The sequence below is a fragment of the Pseudoalteromonas sp. KS88 genome, assembly GCF_004766475.1.
Lineage (GTDB): Bacteria > Pseudomonadota > Gammaproteobacteria > Enterobacterales > Alteromonadaceae > Pseudoalteromonas.
In genome coordinates this window covers 53,081-74,090 of sequence record NZ_PYHV01000016.1, presented here as the reverse complement: position 1 = coordinate 74,090, position 21,010 = coordinate 53,081, and the positions used below count along the sequence as shown (strand labels likewise).

Annotated in this window: 17 protein-coding genes; 4 read left to right on the top strand and 13 right to left on the bottom strand. The window is 40.5% G+C overall.

What is annotated here, in order from left to right; genetic code table 11:
- Positions 1-236: 236 nt before the first annotated feature.
- The 9 genes from C7Y70_RS10330 to C7Y70_RS10290 form a co-directional block, all read right to left on the bottom strand.
- Positions 237-2,693, bottom strand: coding sequence for a flagellar hook-length control protein FliK (locus C7Y70_RS10330; protein WP_135474873.1), 2,457 nt, complete (start codon positions 2,691-2,693; stop codon positions 237-239).
- A 104-nt stretch (positions 2,694-2,797) separates the two neighbouring features.
- A complete protein-coding gene (gene fliJ / locus C7Y70_RS10325; protein WP_099296729.1) occupies positions 2,798-3,244 on the bottom strand; it encodes a flagellar export protein FliJ in 447 nt (148 codons plus the stop codon).
- Positions 3,244-4,578, bottom strand: coding sequence for a flagellar protein export ATPase FliI (fliI, locus tag C7Y70_RS10320; protein WP_099296730.1), 1,335 nt, complete (start codon positions 4,576-4,578; stop codon positions 3,244-3,246). The genes fliJ and fliI overlap by 1 nt, the downstream gene beginning before the upstream one ends.
- An 18-nt stretch (positions 4,579-4,596) precedes the next feature.
- Positions 4,597-5,409, bottom strand: coding sequence for a flagellar assembly protein FliH (gene fliH, locus C7Y70_RS10315; RefSeq protein WP_135474871.1), 813 nt, complete (start codon positions 5,407-5,409; stop codon positions 4,597-4,599).
- Between the two features lie 3 nt (positions 5,410-5,412).
- Positions 5,413-6,459, bottom strand: a complete 1,047-nt coding sequence (gene fliG / locus C7Y70_RS10310) for a flagellar motor switch protein FliG (protein WP_099296732.1) — start codon at positions 6,457-6,459, stop codon at positions 5,413-5,415.
- Complete coding sequence (gene fliF, locus C7Y70_RS10305; protein ID WP_099296733.1) at positions 6,452-8,170, bottom strand: flagellar basal-body MS-ring/collar protein FliF; 1,719 nt, start codon at positions 8,168-8,170, stop codon at positions 6,452-6,454. Before fliF ends, fliG begins: the two co-directional genes overlap by 8 nt.
- A 21-nt stretch (positions 8,171-8,191) precedes the next feature.
- The gene (gene fliE, locus C7Y70_RS10300; RefSeq protein WP_099296734.1) at positions 8,192-8,524 is read right to left on the bottom strand and encodes a flagellar hook-basal body complex protein FliE; all 333 of its coding nucleotides are present in this window, start codon (positions 8,522-8,524) and stop codon (positions 8,192-8,194) included.
- A gap of 168 nt (positions 8,525-8,692) precedes the next feature.
- Complete coding sequence (locus C7Y70_RS10295) at positions 8,693-10,114, bottom strand: sigma-54 dependent transcriptional regulator (protein WP_099296735.1); 1,422 nt, start codon at positions 10,112-10,114, stop codon at positions 8,693-8,695.
- A complete protein-coding gene (locus C7Y70_RS10290; RefSeq protein WP_099296736.1) occupies positions 10,111-11,223 on the bottom strand; it encodes an ATP-binding protein in 1,113 nt (370 codons plus the stop codon). Before C7Y70_RS10290 ends, C7Y70_RS10295 begins: the two co-directional genes overlap by 4 nt.
- A 126-nt stretch (positions 11,224-11,349) precedes the next feature.
- Between C7Y70_RS10290 and C7Y70_RS10285 the strand changes: the two genes are divergently transcribed.
- Positions 11,350-11,940: a DNA-3-methyladenine glycosylase I gene (locus C7Y70_RS10285; protein WP_135474869.1), complete on the top strand. Its 591-nt coding sequence runs from the start codon at positions 11,350-11,352 to the stop codon at positions 11,938-11,940.
- Between the two features lie 42 nt (positions 11,941-11,982).
- Here C7Y70_RS10285 and C7Y70_RS10280 read toward each other — a convergent pair whose 3' ends face one another.
- Together C7Y70_RS10280 and C7Y70_RS10275 are read right to left on the bottom strand one after the other, a co-directional pair.
- The gene (locus C7Y70_RS10280) at positions 11,983-13,419 is read right to left on the bottom strand and encodes a sigma-54-dependent Fis family transcriptional regulator (RefSeq protein WP_135474867.1); all 1,437 of its coding nucleotides are present in this window, start codon (positions 13,417-13,419) and stop codon (positions 11,983-11,985) included.
- Positions 13,420-13,582: 163 nt separating this feature from the next.
- A complete protein-coding gene (locus C7Y70_RS10275; RefSeq protein ID WP_135474865.1) occupies positions 13,583-14,368 on the bottom strand; it encodes a flagellin in 786 nt (261 codons plus the stop codon).
- 196 nt (positions 14,369-14,564) lie between these two features.
- Between C7Y70_RS10275 and pseB the strand changes: the two genes are divergently transcribed.
- Genes pseB through C7Y70_RS10260 form a run of 3 tightly spaced genes read left to right on the top strand, consistent with a single transcriptional unit; the run spans position 14,565 to position 17,910 of the window.
- Complete coding sequence (gene pseB / locus C7Y70_RS10270) at positions 14,565-15,566, top strand: UDP-N-acetylglucosamine 4,6-dehydratase (inverting) (RefSeq protein WP_135474863.1); 1,002 nt, start codon at positions 14,565-14,567, stop codon at positions 15,564-15,566.
- Positions 15,563-16,717, top strand: a complete 1,155-nt coding sequence (gene pseC / locus C7Y70_RS10265) for a UDP-4-amino-4,6-dideoxy-N-acetyl-beta-L-altrosamine transaminase (protein ID WP_135474861.1) — start codon at positions 15,563-15,565, stop codon at positions 16,715-16,717. Before pseB ends, pseC begins: the two co-directional genes overlap by 4 nt.
- Before the next feature lie 38 nt (positions 16,718-16,755).
- The gene (locus tag C7Y70_RS10260) at positions 16,756-17,910 is read left to right on the top strand and encodes a Gfo/Idh/MocA family oxidoreductase (protein ID WP_245321474.1); all 1,155 of its coding nucleotides are present in this window, start codon (positions 16,756-16,758) and stop codon (positions 17,908-17,910) included.
- A 1-nt stretch (position 17,911) separates the two neighbouring features.
- On the opposite strand, the gene C7Y70_RS10255 is transcribed toward C7Y70_RS10260, so the two are convergent.
- Positions 17,912-19,435: a class I adenylate-forming enzyme family protein gene (locus tag C7Y70_RS10255; RefSeq protein ID WP_135474859.1), complete on the bottom strand. Its 1,524-nt coding sequence runs from the start codon at positions 19,433-19,435 to the stop codon at positions 17,912-17,914.
- The gene (locus C7Y70_RS10250; RefSeq protein ID WP_135474857.1) at positions 19,425-21,008 is read right to left on the bottom strand and encodes a hypothetical protein; all 1,584 of its coding nucleotides are present in this window, start codon (positions 21,006-21,008) and stop codon (positions 19,425-19,427) included. Before C7Y70_RS10250 ends, C7Y70_RS10255 begins: the two co-directional genes overlap by 11 nt.
- Positions 21,009-21,010: the final 2 nt, after the last annotated feature.

The window sequence follows — 21,010 nt, the reverse complement described above, 5'->3', positions numbered from 1 at the left end:
TGCGTTAACCCATCAAGCTTTCTCATCAGAGCTTAGAATAAAGAAGATATCTCAAGCAACTCTTTTTAAACATTTCGATATAAATAACATACATATCAAGTCCAATAAAAACCTCAACCTAAAGCAGTTTTGTTAATAAATCAGACTTTATTTTGTTACTCATATAGTTTAGTGCTTTAGAAACATCTTAAACTAAAAACTAATTAGTTATTTTTATAACTTTATAATAGCAGGTGTTAGGCATAGTAATCTATTGAAGATGAAGATTGTTGGCCTGAACTTTGCGCACTTGGTTCAGAATCCGCAGATCCATCATCACTTTGACCATTAGATGCAAGCTGCCCGCGTCCCTGTTGCTGCTCTTGTTCGTCAGCATTACCTTGGCTATCACCTTGTTGGATACTGCTCTCTCCAAGCTCAATACCCTGCTCCGCAAGCATTTCGCGTAATTTAGGCATCGACTGCTCTAGCGCTTCTTTGGCTTGTTGGTTTTGTACAACAAAGTTTATTTGTGCTTGCTCTGCATCGCTGCGAATACGAATTTGCATGCTGCCCATTTCTGGCGGATCTAATCGTATTTCAGCTTCTTTATTATTAATGCTAAGTAGCGCACTTACCCGTTCTTGCAATAATTTTGCAGCATCACTTTTAACAATGTTCAATGCTTGCATTAAAGTAGGGTCTACATTTACTTGTTTTGTTTGTGACGTCGCACTGGTTTGTTGCGCATTTAGCACCTGCATATTGCTAAGCTCTTCAGAGTAACGCTGATCAATCGCTTCATTTATAGATTGGGTCATTGAGGTGCTTGCTATATTGGTCACTTGTGTAAATAGTTGATTTACACGCACCGCATTACTCTCTTTAGATGCTATCTGCTCAATTTTTTCATCATCTGCTACCAATGCTTCTTTTGCTACGTCTTGTTGAATATCAGATTTAATAGCTTGCTCTTGCGCAGTCATCTTAACAAATATGGCTTGTCCCGATTGTGACTTCGCTGTTTCAACTTGATTAGTCGCTATAGGCTGTGCAACCTGTAATGGCTCTTTTGAGGTAGTTGTTGACTCTTTAGTCATGGTCATTTGATCTTCATCAAGCACAGCTAGTGCCGCTTTCACTTGATTTAATACCGCCCCCTGAGGTTTCTCAGTTGCGATAAACTGCTGAAGCTGTTCAGATAAAGCTTGCTTCTGCCCTGTTGTTAAATTAGCGATCTCGTCACTGAATTCTACCGCGTTAAAACTCGAAGTAGCATCGACATTTTGGGCTGAGTTAGCAGAGTTATTATTTGCAATAAATTGTGCAACAGTGTGTTTTAAATTCGCAAGGCCTTGTTTATCAACTCCTTGACTTAGCACTGCATTTACTTGCGTTTGCAATGTGGCACGTTGCTCTGTTGTCAAACGGGAAAGAACTTGATCACTTCCTGTTAAAACGTCTGTTTCTGCATTAAGGAGCTTCATAACTGTTTGATTTACTTCAGAGCTTTTCGCAATTTCCGAAGCAGACTGAGTGGTTTTAACAGCAGCTGACGTTGTAGGTGATTGAGCTGCAATAAATGCATCTTTTAATGCTTGAGCATCCTTAGGCAAGGTAGGCTCAGCACCTACTGTTTTTGCTATTTTAGCTGTGTCTTGCATTTGTGCTGTACCGGCTTCAACACTATTTTTTGCATCCCCCACCGGAGCTGAAACCACTGACTTAAAACCGGTTTTATCATTTCCAGCTGAGCTATTCACTAACGCCTCATCTATTACAGCTGCGCCTTGTTTAGTAGCAGTATTTGATGAAGGTGTCAGCACTTGCGAAGCTACTTCTCCCTTTTCACTCATTAGTTTTGTTGGCTCTTTTATTGCTGCACCTGAATTCGTTGAAACGGCCTTATTAGCTTCATCAACTTTACTCTTGTTCGTCTGGGTAGCTAATACCGCGGCTTCACCCTTTGAAGTGTCACCTACAGACTCTTGCGCCAAAAGTGAAGCAAGTGGCTGGGCATTTTTAGTGTTTTCTGTAGAGGCGTTAATACTAGGCATATCCACGCTACTTGCTGATTTGTTAGTCCCATTCTGTGTTTCAGGTGCTTTTATAGCTTTAACATCATCAACAATTGGAGTAACGGCATCTTCGGGAAACCCTGTTTGTTTAAGGTTTTTATCAATTGCTTCAGCAACGGCCGATTTATCGCTAGGTATGACTGAGTTGTTAGGTAAGCCTTCACTGCTATCATCTTCTAAAGGCTTTTTTATAATTGGAGTAACGTCGTCAATTGGACGCAGGGCTTTAGGTTTTATATCTTTTGGATCGAGGCTTTCTTGAGCATATTTATCAATTAACTCACTTACTGAAGTCAAAGATTTATTTGGCTCTGATGTGCTCACACGAGTATCAAGGTTGTTTGCGGCGTTAATTTGAGCGAGCATATCATCACCAGAAATAACCGCTGCGGACTCTTTTTTTTGCTTTGATTGCACGGCATCTTGTGTATCACTTTCACTCAACTGTGGTGAGGCAGAGCCTTTACTTTTTTTATTAGGCTCTTCAGTGGCGCTATTAGCGCTTTGTAACTGAGAGAAAAAGTCACTCTCTGAGCCTGACTTTTCATCAATAGCAGCTTGTTGTGATTGCTCTTTTTTAGCAAATTTAATATCTTGCTCTGTTGAAATGAGTGCTGATAGATCATTAATCGCCATAATTCACCTACATTAAAATGTGGCAATTTGCCGCCGCAGCTTGCCAAAATAAAGACGTCACATGTAACCAAGCAATATATATGCCTACTATTAATATTTAACAACTAAAGCGCATTGCGCCTTTGAAAGAATTGGTTCAATGAAAACTCATCAAGCATTCGTTGCTCATTTTTTAATTCAATCGCAGTTGCTTTTTGCTGTTGTTTTTCAATCAGTTTTTCAATCGCTTTCGCTTTTACCTGTTGCTTTAACCACAAACTTTGTCGCTGGCTAACAACCTGCCTCGCTGTATTCACCGTACTGGCTTGCTGGCGAATAGCTTCTTCAATCTTCGCAATAAAAGCATGATATTGACTAAACCCGGCACTGCTTAATCCGGATTGGCCTTTAATATGAAGCTGCTGGGTATACTCCATTCTAAAATTGTTGAGTCCTTGCAGCTTTTGTTGATTAGATTGAAAGTGCTGCTGTGCTTGTAGGTAATGCATGCGTAAAGATTCTTCTTTTTCTTTTTCCATCTTTAGCAGTAAGTTGAGTTTATTATTTGCCATTATGATTGCCCCAGTAACTGTGCAAGTCCTTGCAAGCCTTCATCATAACTGATCACGTCTTTCATCCCTTGCTGTAAGAATGCATTGACACGTGGCATCATATTAATTGCTTGATCAAGCATTTGATCAGTGCCTTTTTGGTAAGCGCCCAAAGTGATCATATCTTTGTTTTGCTGGTACATGGAATAAACTTGTTTTAGCACTCTTGCTTGTTGCATATGCGGCTCAGAAACAACTTGCGGCATAACACGAGAGATCGATTTTTCAATGTCTATTGCAGGATAATGCCCACTATCAGCTAAATCACGTGATAATACGATATGACCATCCAGGATTGCACGCGCTGCATCAGCAATAGGGTCTTGCATATCATCCCCTTCACTGAGCACTGTAAAAAATGCGGTAATTGAACCTTGCCCTTCGCCGCCATTACCAGCTCGTTCCACCAGCGCAGGAAGCTTAGCAAAAACTGAAGGTGGATAACCTTTCGTCGCTGGAGGCTCACCCACAGCCAAGGCTATTTCACGTTGCGCCATGGCGTATCGCGTTACCGAGTCTAGGAGCAATAAAACATTTAGGCCTTGATCGCGAAAATACTCAGCAATCGTCACCGCACTTTCACACCCTTTTAAACGCATCAGAGGTGATGCATCAGCGGGGGCTGCAACAACAACTGAGCGCTTACGTCCTTCAACGCCAAGAATTTCTTCAATAAACTCCTTTACTTCTCGCCCACGCTCCCCTACTAAACCGACCACAATAACATCGGCCTCGGAACCTCGTGTCATCATACCCAATAACACTGATTTACCCACACCGGAACCTGCAAACAACCCCATCCGTTGCCCTTGTCCAACTGTAATTACTGAATTAATGGCACGAACTCCCACATCCATTGGTTGACTAATGGGTCTGCGAGAAAGTGGATTGATGGTGTTTTGTGCGAATTTTAAATAGTGCTCTGCATTAATAGGCCCTAAGCCATCAAGCGGACGGCCTAGACCATCGACAACACGACCCAATAAGGACATACCAACAGGTAAACCCGTTTCATTGATTTGGGGTATCACTCGCGCACCAGGTAGCACGCCTGATATATGATCGTTAGGCATCAGATAAAGTGTTTGATCGTTAAAGCCAACTATTTCAGCGTCTACAAAACCACGCATGGTTTCAATTTTACATTGACTGCCAACAGGCGCACGAAGCCCTTTTGCTTCTAACGTTAAACCAACTACTCGGGTAAGAATACCGGCAACGGCTGGCGTTGGGCTATGAATATGCTTTTGATACCCCTGTAAGCGCTCGCTCAATGGGAGAGGTTGTGTGTTCATTACAAACCAATTATTAGCTTAGATACCACTACTATGCAAAAAGCTATCCAACGTTTCTTTGACACGGATTTTAAGCGTCATATCTACCGAGGATTGCGGTGTTTTGACTTGGCAGCCTCCGCGTTCAAGCGTTGGCTCAGGGATAAGCTGCCACTGACTCTCAACGATGGCTTGCTCACCATAACTATTTTTAACTAATTCAATATCATCTGGATTGAGGTGTATACGCACAGCTTGTTGCTGTTCACCTAGTGCATCAATGCAATGCTTTAAGCTATGTAATAATACTTCAGGTGACGTTTTTACTTCTTGATATATCAATGCTTCGGCTAGCATAACAGCAAGTTGTATTAATTGTTTTTCAGCCTCTTCGTCTACTTTATTAAGCGGTGCGGTTAAGCTATCAATAAGTGATTTTAACGCTGTTAATTGTTCTTCAATAAGGGGTTTTACTTCCTCTTGTCCCTGAGTTTTACCAAGTTCGACTCCTTCTTTGTAGCCTGCCTCTTTGCCTTCAGAAACCCCTTTTTCAAAACCATCAATATAACCTTGTTCATGACCTTGCTTTAAGCCTTCTTCGTAAGCATCTTGGCGAATACGCTCAAGCTCAGCCATTGTAAGGTTAGGCAATGCTTCTTCAGGTTCAGGCTCTTCAATTGGTTCTTTAACTTCTTTTTTGTACAACTCAGCCAATGGTGTGCCAAACGCTGTAGAGCGACCGTCGAATTTACGAGTGTCTTGCGTTACATCGGGGATAGGCCAGTTTTGTAATAACTCATCAGCTTCATTTTCAGTTAATGGCTGACCTTGAGAAGAGCGAGGCTTATTCATGGTTTACAAGAACTCCTCGCCACCACCACCACCGAGCATGATCTCGCCAGAATCAGCTAAGCGACGTGCCGTAGATAAAATTTCTTTTTGCGCAGCTTCAACTTCACTAATACGTACCGGTGCCATAGCTTCTAAATCATCTGCTAACATGTCGGCTGCACGTTTAGACATATTGCCAAGAATTTTATCCTTAAGGCCTTCATCAGTCCCTTTAATAGCTTTCATTAATACATCTTGTTGAACTTCGCGTAAAATGGCCTGGATGCCTCTGTCTTCTACATCCATCAAGTTTTCAAATACAAACATTAAATCTTGAATCTGTTGTGACATCTCTTCATCATGCTCACGAATTGAATCCATTAACTGTCCTTCAACATTCGTATCTAAATAATTCAATATGTCTGCAGCCGCTTTTAAGCCACCCATTTTGGCTGCTTGTGCTCCGGCTTGACCAGCAAACTGTTTCTCCATGATTTCATTCAACTCTTGTAATGCCGCAGGTTGAACTTCCTCAAGATTAGCTATACGCATGGTCAAATCTAGCCTAACTTTCTCTGGGAACTGGGCAAGTATTTCCGCTGATTGCTCAGGCTCTAAATAAGACAATACAATCGTTTGTATCTGAGGGTGCTCATTTCGAATAATGTTAGCAACCTGTTTGGAGTCCATCCATTTCAATGAATCTAGGCCTTTTGCACCTGACCCCATAACAATTTGGTCTATCAAACTAGCCGCTTTATCTTCACCAAGCGCAGCTGTTAGTGCTTTTTTAATAAAGTCTTCAGACTGGAAGCCTATCGTACTGAAGCTTTGAATTTGTTCGATAAATAGATTATGAACTGCACTTATCTTCGCTTGTGATAGATCATCAATGGCAGCCATAGCCATACCCACTTTTTGCACTTGCTTGGGTTCTAAGTGCTTAAGTATTTGAGCAGCATCCTCTTCTGATAAACTAAGTAGTAATATGGCGGCCTTATCTACTCCATCTAGTTTATCAACGTCAAAGGCTGCTGGTAATTGTTTTTGTTCTGGCTCTTGATCAGTCATCTTCTGTTAACCACGCTTTCACTACTTGTGATGATAATTCTGGTTCATTGGCAACTAAAGCTCGTACCGCTTTGAGTAAATCTTCATCGCCATGAAGGTCTGGTAACTGTAGTGTACCATCACTTGCAAAGCCAACCGAAGCAGAATCAAAGTCTTTATTTAGCATATCGAGTGTATTGTCGCCAATGTCTACGCCTGAACTTAACGCGTCATCATCATACTCTTCCAACGTATCATCTGGGTAAATAAGGCGTTTAAGCATAGGTTTAACAACCGCCATTATTAGTACAATAATAACCAATGCACCTAACGCTAGACGTACCACTTTCATAAACCAGCTTTGCTCCCAAAGTGGTATTTCTTCTGCAACAGCTAACTCTTCACGCACGAATGGCACGGTAACAACTTCAAGTGCATCACCTCGTTGCAAATCAAAACCCACACCACCTTGCAATAGGCGACGAATATTTGACAACGCTTCAACAGAACGTGGCACCATCGTTGTTTCGCCATTTTCACCTACTGTTGGTAAGTAATCGACTGCAACTGATACGCTAATTCTACGAATAACCCCAGTTTGCTGACGTTTATGAGAAATGGTGGTGTCTAACTCATAGTTACGAGTTGCTTCTTTATGGCTACTGCTTGGTGTAGTACCAGAGCCTGCACCGCCCTGCCCTGCAACTTCAGGGATGTTTGAATTAGTTGGCGGTTGATTTGTTAGCGCCCCTGGTATACCAACAGCTAGACCACCAATGTTGTTTTCTTCAAATGTGGTTTCGCTTCTAACAGCTGGTAAGTCTGGATTGAAACGTTTTTGCGTCTCCTCAACAGCACTAAAGTCCATGCTTAAATCTACTTGGGCAGTGTAATTACCCATACCAATCACAGGCATTAAAATACTGTCAATTTTTTGTAGGTATTCTTGTTCACGCTTACGTTCAATATCGTACTCTTTTCTTGAACGAGCAGCTAAAGAGCTTTGAGAGCCAGAATTCAACAAACGACCATTTTGATCAGTAACCGTAACACGAGATGGTGATAGCCCTTGAACAGCTGAAGCAATAATATCAACGATAGAATCAACTTCCTCACTATCAAGCATACGCCCACGTTTTAGGGTTAACACAACTGTTGCCGAAGGCTCTTTTTCACGACGAGCAAATACATTTTCTTTTGGAATGGCTAATAACACTTTAGCCCGAGTGACATTCTTTAACTCTTCAATAGTACGCGCTAATTGCTGCTCACGGCCATGCTTTAAACGTTCACGCTCTAAACGCTGGCTTACACCAAAACCCATATCTTGCATGATAATATCAGTACCTGATGCAGGTGCTTGGTCTAACCCTTCACGTGTCATGAGTAACTTTATATTTTGATACTCATCCTCTGCAACCGAAATTAGGTTGCCATCAAGTTCATATTCAATTTTTTGCGCGTCTAAAAAGTCAAGAGTTTGAATAAGCTCTTCAGTCGGCATTTTACCCAATGGGCGCATGTCAGGCTGACGCGCCCAGATAATGACAAAAATGGCGATGGCCAAGCAAATAGCTAATGCGATAATTAAGGTAACCTGGCGCAATACGTCAACACCATTTAATGCACTTAAATAGCCCGACTTTTGCTCTTGCTGATCGTCGTTATCAGTTTGGTTGATAGCACCACCGCCTGCTAATGCAAGGTCGGTTGATTGATTAGATTGCGCCACAATAATTCTCCACTACCCAGCTTAGACAGGCATGTTCATGATTTCTTTATAAGACTCAACAAGTTTATTACGAACTTGAACAGTAGCCTCAAACGCGACGGATGATTTTTGAGAAGCAATCATCACTTCAGCAAGCGATACACTTCTGTCGCCCATCTCTAAAGCTGTGACTTTTTCTTTCGCTTCTCGTTGATGATTGCTCACTGTGTCTAAGGCATTTGTTAACAAATCACCAAATTGTGCAGACGAAGTAGGTTGTGTTTGCGTTGGAATAGCATTATTTGAATTACTACGGCCAGCTTCAAGAGCCATAGACTGCATTTCTTGGAATAACGCACTATTTTGAATTTTCATAATTATCTCTGACGATGCACTTTACTAATAACTAGATAAAGCACAAACCATGCCAATAAAATAACAACTATATTTCAGTAAGTTAAGAGAGATTATTAAATGTCAGAGTTTTGACATGAAGACACTCAGCATGGCTGAGTGTCTTTTGAAATTGGTCAGAATAGACTTTTAAGCTGGTAGAGCAATACCTAAATCTCGCATTTGCGCCAACTTATAACGCAATGTTCTTGGGCTGATACCTAACGTTTCAGCCACATCTTTTCGCTTGCCTCGACACCGCGTTAACGTTTCTAAAATAATGCGATGCTCTTTATCCTTTAGTTCATCTTTGTAAGTACCTGAATCTAAACTAGGAAGCTCATCCATCATCTCATTATGCTGTACTTTAGCTGCAATTGTTGGGTTCGCTATATCATTAGGTGCTTGCGGTGCAACCGAGCTCGCACTTACACACGCACTAGGCGCTAAATTCTCGATGAATATAGCACTCTCATCAATAACGTCACCGTTTCTCAAGATTAATGCGCGTTGAATAACATTATCAAGCTCACGAACATTCCCTGGCCATTGATGCGACAGCAGCTTTTGCTGTGCGCTATCGCTAAGCTGAGCAATGGATTCTTTACTTTTCGCCAAATGGCGCTCAATTAAGTGCTTAGCTAATACCACTATATCACCCGGGCGTTCACACAACGGGCGCCACATCAGTGGAAACACATTGAGCCTGTAATATAAATCTTCTCTAAACTTATGCTCACTAACGGCATCTTTTAAGTCTCGGTTGCTGGTTGCCAGCACGCGAACGTTAAGCTTAATTGTTTTACGGCCACCTAATCGCTCTACTTCACGTTCTTGCAATACACGTAGTAATTTGGCTTGTAAACTTAAATCCATCTCGGTGATTTCATCGAGCAAGATTGTACCGCCCTGTGCTTGCTCGAACTTACCTGGGCACGCTTGAATCGCTCCCGTAAAGGCACCCTTTTCATAGCCAAAGAGAGTGGCTTCGAGCATGTTTTCAGGTATAGCAGCACAATTAATTGCAACAAATGGCTCGTTTGAACGTGCTGATTTATCATGAATAAATCGCGCAAGCACTTCTTTACCGGAACCACTTGGGCCCAACACCATTACGCTGGCATCAGATTTGGCGACCTTTGCCGCAAGCTCAAGCAATTGAATACTTGATGGATCAGCAACAATGGGACCATCTGTTTCTTTTTCGGGCTCTGGTAAGTAACGACTCACCATATTTAATAATACTTCTGGCGCAAATGGTTTCGCCATGTAGTCGATTGCCCCTAGGCGCATTGCCTCAACGGCATCATCAATAGTGGCGTATGCTGTCATCATCAGCACTGGTAAATCAGGGTGATTTAAATTAATGCTACGTAATAAATCAAGCCCACTCATCGCGCCCATTTGTACATCACTCACCACCAAAGAAAAGCTGTCTTTTTTTAACAGCAGCATGGCTTGCTCTGCACTATTGGCCGCAACACAGGCAATACCTGACATCTCTAAAGTATCGATTAATGCTTCACGAAGACCTGCGTCATCTTCAACAACTAAAATAGTGTTATTACTCATAATGCCTCCACCGCTTTAGATTCAGTACAAATAGGCAGTAATATGCTAAAACATGCCCCACCTTGTGTATTATTGGTAACCTCAACCCTGCCCTGATGAGCGCTAGCAACAGAGCTAACCACAGCCAAACCAAGGCCCGTGCCTTGACTTTTTGTGGTAAAAAATGGTTCAAACAGTTTCTCAGCCTGCGACATATCTATTCCAGGGCCGTTATCGCACACGCTAATACGCACAAGATCATCTGAATGAGCATCTCTTATCGCATTTACACGAACTAAAGCGCCAGAGCCAATAACTTGAATACTATTATGAATTAAGTTTTGTATCGCACTGGCTAACGCTGTTTTATTGCCCATAATAGCAATATCGGGCTCTGGTAAATTGACATCAAGCTCACTGCTATTAAGAGCAACCATTGCATCTGAGCCAGCTTTAACTTCGGTAAGTAATTGCTGCATAGAAACCTGCTCTACAACTTGCTGATCGCCACTTTTTGCAAACAGCAGCATGTCGTTCACTTGAGTTTCAAGATCTTTCAGACGCGACATTAATTTTGTGTGAAAATTACCACGCGAAGCCTCAGGTAAACGTTTTGAGCCTAAATTAGCTGCGTATAACATAGCAGCAGACAACGGAGTACGAACTTGATGAGCTAATGATGCCACCATTTTACCCAGCGCACTCAAGCGCTGCATGTGGGCCACACGCGTTTGTAAGCGACGCGTTTCGGTTAAATCTGTCATGAGAATTAACTGGCCTGGCTCTGGTGCTAATGCCGTAATATCTAACTTTATCAATCGACCATCTTTTAATGAAACTTCATGGCCATCGTCTTGTTGTGGACGAAAAGAACGTTGGATAATACTGAACCATTTCTCGCCTTCGAGTGGTTCACCTAGCATATCAATTGCAATTTGATTCGCCTTAGCAATCATGCCACGACCATCAAGCACAATAACGCCAGCTGGCATAGTATCAACCAAATGGCTCAACCAACTCGCTTGTTGACGAAGCTCACTAAGCTCCCCCACATACTCTTCTTGTTGAAGGCATGGGTTATATTGATTAGCTGTGATAAATTGTGGTTTCAACACGTTTGCAAGTGCCATGGTAAACTCTCATAAAGGTTCTCTACGGTGACAAATGCACAATTCGTACCAAAAATATATTAATTATAATTCATAAACTTAGAGTATATTTTACGTGACAATAAACTGACACAAGGAAAACACACAATGAATAAAAATGCTCAGTGTCGTTGCCCATGGCTTGATACTTCAAAGCAAGATTATGTTGCCTACCACGATGAAGAGTGGGGAGTGCCACTTTACGACGACCAAAAATTATTTGAGTTTATAACACTTGAATCAGCTCAAGCTGGACTAAGCTGGTATACCATATTAAAAAAACGAAGCGGCTACAGACATGCCTTTGAAAATTTTGACGTTAAAAAAGTAGCGTTATTTACCGACGACGATGTTGAGCGCTTAATGCTTTTTGATGGGATTGTGAGAAACCGCTTGAAGATTGCAGCAACAATCAACAACGCAAAACGCTTTATTGAAATACAGCAAGAATTTGGCAGCTTTAGTAATTATCAATGGCAATTTGTAGACAACAAACCACTAATTAGTAACTTAAATGAATTAAGCGATTACCCCGCCATCACTGAAATATCAACAGCTTTCGCTAAAGATTTAAAAAAGCGTGGCTTTAAGTTTTTAGGCCCAACGACTGTGTACGCACACATGCAAGCATGCGGTATGGTAAACGACCACAGTAATGAGTGTTTTAGAAAAACAGAGATTATAAAAGAGTATTTATAACGATATATTTGGTAAAGCTGGAATGGTTTAACCTAACGCGAGTTAGTCTCGCGAAAGGTTATATTTTTTCATTTTTTCAACAAGGGTTGTGCGTCTTACTCCTAGAATTTCAGCGGCCCGAGCAACGACATAATCGTAGCGTTCAAGCGCTTGAGTTATAAGGCTTATCTCAAGCTCTGCTAAATACTCTTTTAACTCAATGCCCTCATCGGGTAGTAACCCGGAATCAGACGAAGCCACTTCAACCTCAGGCTCATCATCGTAATCGCTAAACCCAGTACTGAAAATATCATTAAACGCATCGCGTTCCATTAGTTCCTCAGGATATTGAGGCTCATAGGCATCAACTTCAATATAACGATATTTTGCTGGCAAATCAGGAACATCTACGACCTTCTCAGGAAACATTATCACCATGCGCTCTACGAGGTTAGCTAGTTCACGGATATTACCAGGCCAAGCATGCTCTTTAAGGCTTTCAATAGCACGTTCTGTAAACTTAGCTGTCGTGCCGCTTTGCTCATTTACACGGCGCATTAACTCTTTTAGCAAAAGTGGTATGTCGTCAGCGCGCTGCGCTAAAGAAGGATTCTCGATCGGAAATACGTTTAAACGGTAATAAAGATCTTCACGAAAAGATCCTTGCTCTATCATATCTTCTAAATTTCGGTGCGTTGCAGCAATCACCCGCACATCGGCCTGAATAGCTTTTGTTCCACCGACTCGTTCATAGCTTCTTTCTTGCAACACGCGTAATAATTTAACTTGCATTTGCAGTGGCATATCGCCGATTTCATCAAGAAATAGCGTACCACCTTGAGCCAATTCAAAGCGCCCTTTTCGTGCAGAAATAGCGCCCGTAAATGCGCCTTTTTCGTGACCGAATAATTCACTTTCTAGCAGCTCGCCAGGAATCGCTCCACAGTTTACTGGTACAAATGGACCTGAATTGCGCTTAGACAATAAGTGAACATTTCGCGCAACGACTTCTTTACCTGTGCCCGACTCTCCAAGGATTAAAACATTCGCATCTGTTTTAGCCACCTGCTCAATTAAAAATCGTACATCTTTTACGGCATCCGTTTCCCCAACTAAACCATCAAACGATTTGTGTGGTTTGTGATATTTATGGTCATTCGGGAGCATTCGCTGGTATTGCTGACAGTCATGCAATAGCTGCGTTGTAATATCATGATTAAATGGCTCAGAAATTAAGCCCACTACGTTTGCAATACTGAGCAAAGGCTTTAAGGTTTCACCTATAAGTAGGAATGGGACAGTAGGATAACGCTTTATCAAACTTTCATGGTTGAAGCTACTTAAAGCTCCTAAAATAACCATACATTCTTGTTTTTGGTAGCTGCTACACTCTTGTTCAAATTTATCTTCAGCAAGGTTTAATACTGTTTCACCGATAAAAGTCAGCGAAGCATGTAAACCAATCGCACGATTATTATTATTATCTAAGATTAAGATCATTAGTTAGCGAACCACAGTCACAACAAGCTATTAATAAACTAAATTGTAAGCGAGTTTGACAGGGATGCAAGCATTGAGTGGCAGTTTTTTGACATCATTGCCAAAAAACTGCCGTTGATATAGCGATAAGTAATACTTAATAATTACTGTTTTAAAATCAACTCTATAGTAAGCCTAAAATAGACTCAGCGGATTGATTTGCTTGACCACGTAATGCCATAGACGCTTGAGATAAAACATCATTAGATATTTGCTGCGACACAGCTTGAGCATAGTTAGTATCTTGAATACGACTTTGGCTGGCGGCAATATTTTCCTGTTGGGTACCTAACCCTTTAATTGTACTGGCCAGGGTATTCTGAAAAGCCCCAAGCTCTGCGCGTTGGGCATTTATTTCCTCACTTGCTTGCTCACTAATATCGAGCGCAGCTTGAGCACCTGCTTGAGTTGAAATATCAATAGTTGATAGTGCAGAGGCAAAACTACCGTCTGTAGAATTAACCGTCTGGTTTGTATTCGCATCAGCACCAACTTGAAACGAGACAGCTTGACCATCAAATAAAGGCTTTCCTGCAAAACTCGCATTTTCGAACGTTTCAGATATTTGACTTTGAAGTTGAACAACCTCTTCTTGTAAGGCACTGCGGTCACTGTCATTCAGCGCCCCATTGCCTGCTTGAATAGACAACTCCTTGATACGAGATACAGCGTCATTTACGTTAGATAAATTTGATTCTGTCGCTTGTGAATAAGAAATACCATCGTATGCATTGTTCACAGCTTGACTGTAACCGTTTTGTTGAGACGTTAAACGGTCAATAATTTGTAAAGCAGCTGCATCGTCTGCTGCTGAATTTACTTTTTTACCTGTAGCAAGTTGTTCTAAAAGCTTATTACCCGTTTGCTGAGTTTGGTTTAAAATATTTGATGAAGGTGATTGAATTTTCATAACAGGGCTCCGACACACTGAATTGGTTAAATTATAGCTTAATTTGCCAATTTTTGCACTATGTACCATGGTTTAATTAAATTAACTTGGCATCGTGCTTGCTATCAAACTAAGTTAATATGTAAAGTACTGAGAAAAGTGCCAAAATTTCACAATGCGTATAAAAACGCCAATGATAAATAACTTGGATAACATTATGTTCGATAACAAAACAATTCTAATTACCGGTGGTACCGGGTCATTCGGTAAAAAATACGTAAAAACTCTACTTGAGCGATACAACCCGAAAAAGATCATTATCTTCTCGCGTGATGAACTTAAACAGTTCGAAATGCAACAAGAGTTTGATCAACCATGCATGCGTTATTTCATAGGTGATGTACGAGATAAAGACCGCTTAAAAAGAGCTATGCGGGGTGTTAATTACGTTATACATGCCGCAGCCCTTAAGCAAGTGCCAGCCGCCGAATACAACCCTATGGAATGCATCAAAACTAATATTAATGGTGCCGAAAACGTGATTGATGCCGCCCTTGATAATGATGTGGAAAAAGTAATAGCGCTCTCAACTGATAAAGCCGCCAATCCAATCAACTTATACGGTGCAACAAAGCTTGCCTCTGACAAACTATTTGTTGCTGCAAATAATATTGCAGGTGGAAATCAAACTACCTTCTCAGTTGTGCGTTATGGCAATGTTGTTTGTTCACGCGGATCTGTTGTACCTATCTTTCAAAAGTTTATTGACCAGGGCCGTGATCATATTCCTATAACACACAATGAAATGACTCGCTTTTGGATAAATCTTCAGCAAGGCGTGGACTTTGTTCTTAAAAATTTCGAAAGAATGTTAGGTGGCGAAATTTTTGTGCCAAAAATACCCTCTATTAAAATAACTGACTTAGCTAAAGCAATGGCACCAAACTTACCCATCAAAGTCATTGGTATTCGCCCAGGTGAAAAACTACATGAAGTAATGTGCCCCGCCGATTTATGTTTTGACACTTTTGAGTTTGATGACCACTTTGTTATTGCTCCAGGAATAAAATTTAGCAGTCGATGCAACGACTTCGATACTAATGCGCTCAAAGAGAAAGGGAATAAAGTAGAGGTCGGATTTGAGTACAACTCACTGAGTAACTCACACTTCTTAACGATCGAAGAAATACGTGCATTTAATATTCAGGCACTTTTATGATTCCCTATGGCAAACAATCTATTGATCAAACTGACATTGATGCGGTTGTTGATGTCTTAAAATCTGATTGGCTCACACAAGGCCCCAAAGTACCAGCATTTGAAGATTCTGTTGCTAGTTATTGTGAAGCAAAACACGGTGTAGCTGTTAATAGTGCAACATCAGCATTACATATTGCTTGTTTAGCGCTTGACGTTGGCAAGGGGGATATTGTTTGGACCTCCCCGATTTCATTTGTTGCTTCAGCAAACTGCGCTTTGTACTGTGGGGCTAAAATTGATTTTGTCGATATTGACTTAAATACAGGCAATATGTCAGTTTTGGAACTAGAAAAAAAATTGCTTCTAGCCAAAAAAAATAATTGCTTACCAAAGGTTGTGATCCCCGTTCATTTAGCGGGTCAGTCATGTGATATGCAAGCTATTCACAAGCTAGCTCATAAATATGATTTTAAAATTATTGAAGACGCCTCTCATGCTATTGGTGCGAAATATTTAGACAAACCTGTTGGTAATTGTGAATTTTCAGACATTTGCATATTCAGCTTCCACCCTGTAAAAATAATCACCTCTGCCGAAGGTGGAATGGCTGTAACAAATAGTGATAATTTAGCAAAACGTTTAAAAAGGTTAAGAAGTCACGGTCTAACCACAGATCCAACCGAAATGACCGAGCCAAGTCATGGCCCTTGGTACTACCAACAAATTGAGCTTGGTTTTAACTATCGAATGACTGATTTGCATGCGGCATTAGGTATGAGTCAGTTAAGTAAAGTTGATGAGTTTGTTAACCAGCGTCACTTTTTAGCTAAAACATATGATGCACACTTAGATCTTAATCTGATTCGCCCATTGCAACAGAGCAACACATGCTATTCAGCTTATCATTTATACATAGTTCAACTTAAAAATAGCGATATTGAACAGCACAAAAATGTGATAACCCAACTTCGAGCTGCTGGAATTATTGGCCACTTGCATTATATCCCAATACATTTACAACCTTATTATAAAGCTATGGGCTTTAGTGCTGGTGACTTCCCTAATGCTGAAAAATATTACCAGAGGGCTATCACCCTCCCCTTGCATCCAGCGTTGCAAGACCATGAAGTGCATTTAGTAATTAACACCTTACATCAAATCTTAAATTAAAGTTTTCAACCTTTTTGACGATATAAATATGTCATTTTATGAAACATGAGGCTGCTATGCTACAAACTCACCCAACGTTCAAACTCGCATTTATTGGCGGGGGTAACACATCTGCAGTTGGCTATGTTCACTTTTGTGCAGCTCACATGGATCATAAGTTTCAAGTTGTTGCTGGTGCTTTTTGTCGTAACCAAGAAAACAACAAAGCGACAGGTGTTCATTGGGGTGTTTCCTCAGAGCGCGTTTACGATGATTGGAAGCAGATGGTCGAAATAGAACGAGAGAATATAGATGCATTTGTAGTGCTCACTCCCACACCACATCATTTAGAAGTTCTACAATATTTATTTGAAAAAAAGCTACCCGTGATTTGTGAAAAAGCCATGGTATGCGGCCCAAAAGAAATCGCTGCACTTAAGCCATATTACGATCCTGAAAAACAATTTTTAGCGGTAACCTTTAATTACAGTGGATATGCTATGGTGCGAGAATTAAAGCACTTAATTAGCTCAGGAAAGTTAGGGGAAATTCAAAAAATTCATTTAGAAATGCCACAAGAAGGCTTTCGCCGACCTCCTGATATTGCGGGTAAAACGTCGCAACCGCAAGCATGGCGACTGCAAGACGCTGAAGTACCTACAATCTGCCTAGATTTAGGTGTACACCTTCACCATTTAAGTAGTTTTTTATTAAATGAAGAGCCAAGTCACACCCTTGCTGAATTTAGTAACCACTCTCAATACATTGACTTAGTCGATGACGTACAAATGTTATTAAAGTACGCCAGTGGCATCAAAGGTAGCATGTGGATGTCGAAAACAGCGATTGGGCACAGAAATGGACTACAAGTTAGAGTTTATGGTGATATTGGGAGTGCCAAGTGGTTGCAACTAAATCCCGATGAGTTAGAACTTAATTTTAATGATGGTCGAAGGGAAATATTAGACCGTGCAGGTCAATGCGATTACGCACACCAATTTAGATATAACCGAATGAAGCCAGGCCATCCCACTGGCTTTGTCGAAGCATTTGCAAACTTATACAGCGACATAGCCGAGGAGCTAACATCTTTTCAGCAAGGTCAAAAAAGCAAGAAACCATATGTGTTTGGTTTAGAGCATGCAGCAGATGGTTTAAATCTGTTTGCTGCCGCAAAACGCTCAACACAAACGCTTACTTGGGAAGGCATTTAGGTCACCCTTTACCCTGTAAGTATGCCTGTTTAATGCTTGGTTTATGAATCTTACCCATTTCTGTTTTTGGTAGAGCCACCATATCAAATAAAATTCGGGGTTGTTGATAATCAGTTAGCTCTTTTAGTAAATGCATTTGTAATTGAGCTTTTGCATTACTAGGTGCTTTATCGCTGCATACATATGCTAGCAAAATAACTTCTCCGAACTTTTCATCCTCTATACCAAATGCTGCACACTCAACCACCCAAGGTAAGTAATTGCTCACCAACTCTATATCGCTTGGATAAACATTTATTCCCCCAGATTTGACTACTTCTTTAGTTCGGCCTACATAATAAAGGTAGCCATCATCATCCAGATAGCCTAAATCTCCGGTAAAAAAGTACCCTTCATTATCATAACTTAGCGCTGTTTGCTCTGGTAAATTATAATATCCCAAAAATGCAGTAGACGAGCAACAAGCTATTTCACCAACACTGCCTTTAGGTAAAATGTGACGCTCAGAATCACATATTTTTATTCTCAAGTTTGGTAAAGGTTTACCTACACTATTAATCGGAACATTAGGTTGAGTTATATCAAAATCACTGATAACCCCCATTTCTGATGCTCCGTAGCATTCATGAAAGCGGCAGTTAAGGGCTGATAAGAGCAGCTTCTTATCTTCACTCTCAAGGGTAGCTGAAGATGATACTACACATTTTAAACTTGTTAATTGCGCTTTTTTTAACTTTGGAAGTAGAGCTTTTAATTGACTTGAAACAGCAAATAAAAAGCTTATTTTATGAACTTCAATCGCATCAAGCCAAGCATCTACAGAAAACTTGGGTAATATAACCACACTCGCACCTAACATTAACGGCATCAGCAGTGAACGCTGTGCAAGTGAATGATATAAAGGAGTTGAAACCATCACAACATCGCTTTTATCTAATTGGTAATATTGAACAGTCGCATCAAATGCGCGAACAATTTTAGTCGATTGAGTGAATACTATTGGTTTAGGCTGACCGGTTGAGCCCGAAGTCATAGTAAGAATAAAAGGAGCGTTAATATCCGCTGAAAAAGAATTACTTTGCTCAATAGATAATGACATTAACGAAGCCATGTCCGTTACTCCGTCAATATCACCACCTACTGAAATGACTTTATCGCTAGGCAATAAATCGTTTCTTATTAGTTGATTTGCAACACTCACCCATGCAATCGCGTAACTGCAATCAGCTACCTGTAACGCTTTTGATAAAGCTTGCCCTTTAAGAGTTAGTGGTAGTGGCGCAAGCGCAATGCCCAGCTTAGCCGCAGCTAATAAACAATATACAAACTCTAGGTTATTTGGACAAAATAAAGCGACTTTATGTCCTTGCTTAATCCCGTATCGAGTTAAGCCTGCAGCTAAGGAATCTACCTTATTTATTAGCTGTTGATAATTAACTTGGGTCTGTTGATATATACACGCAACTTTATCAGGTTGAGTAACCGTATGTGACTGGACAAGCTGATATATATTTTTATTGTGCATTTGGATCCCACATTACAAAATTAAATTGCTCATCGGCTAAAGGGAATAGCTTTTGCGTAGTTTTATATTCAATAGAGTCTGTAGGCGTAGCAACAAACCCCATATATTTATTTAATAAATTGACGAATTTATTATCCTTATGGATCACCGCAAGCCAAATGGCCTCAGGGTGGCTAGCCCTACAAAAATCAAGCTGCCATTGAAGAGCGAGCATAGCTATTGGTAACGGAACATCATGATTACAAGAAAACCAACCGCCATATAAATACTTATCTTTATATAAATTATGCCAGATATACAAACTTTGAGATTGCTTGCTTCCTTTTCTCTCTGTAATTACAAAGTTAGAACGTGATTGATTAAACCACCATAAATAATGGTCTAATGGCTTGATATTGCTTTGCACGGTCATTCTCACACTATTGATAGGTAAATTTCTAGCCGATAAATAGCTGTTTATGTGGGTATCGTCAACTTGGCAAACAACTAAACTATCTGTTAATTCAGTATGTACTTCGCAGTCCTGCTCAGCAGTAAAAAAGCAATTTGTTGATATCTCCTCACAGACAAGAGCATTAGCTATTCGCCTTGCCCCATCGCCATCAACCGATACTTTTCTTTTCGCCACCAGCAACTGTAATCTTGGTAATTCGCGAAGGGCAATACTGATTAACTCACCTAATCGCGCAAAATCATCAATAGAAGTGTCATTAATATGAAGGTAGTGGCCTAACCACTCCAAAATACCAATATCGTTAGTCTGGTTATCCTCTAGAGAAAAAGTAATAGCGGGTGTTTGGGTCGCGGCACATTCATAAAAAGAGGTGCCTAATGCACCAACAAAAAGCGAGGCTCTTTCGTAGTAATCTTTTAGGCAAGTTACATTATCTAATACATTAATATTTGGGTACGATTGCCCAAGAGCGTATATCGTGTCTTTATTTGTTGCGTAAGGGCCTATAACTATATCAAAAAAAACATTTTCCTTGATGCTTTTTGATAAGCCTTCAAAAGTTTTTCTTATAATAAAAAGGTCACCACCGCCACCTAATGAAAATAAAACACGAACGGGAGACTGAGGCTCCAAAGTGCGCTTTTCGACAGTTCGATATGTGGGATCTAAAATACAATAACTCGGGCCTAAAAGACGATTACATTCAGCCGGCACTAGTGATTCATAACGGCTATTTGTATTTGGTCCTACCCACTTGTAATCAATCAAAAAATCACAAATATGTTGTCGCTCGTTATCATCAATAATAGTTAAGGTAAAACCTGAATCTTTTATCAACTGCTCGTATTCTAGCGGTAACGTATAACTATCAACAATTAAATGCGATAGACTATTTTGATGCATATATTTAATCGTTAAAAGTGCATCTTTTTCATAATTTTGCCAACGAACATCAGCCACTTTAAAGTCTTGATACAGCGTTTTGCTAAACTGACATAAATCATCAAGTATAAAGTGGACACCTAATTGATGTTGTTTTAATGCAGAAGCCAAATGTTTCATTCGCATTAAATGACCGATGCCATTGTCTTGCTTGTTAGTGATACGAATTGCAAACATAA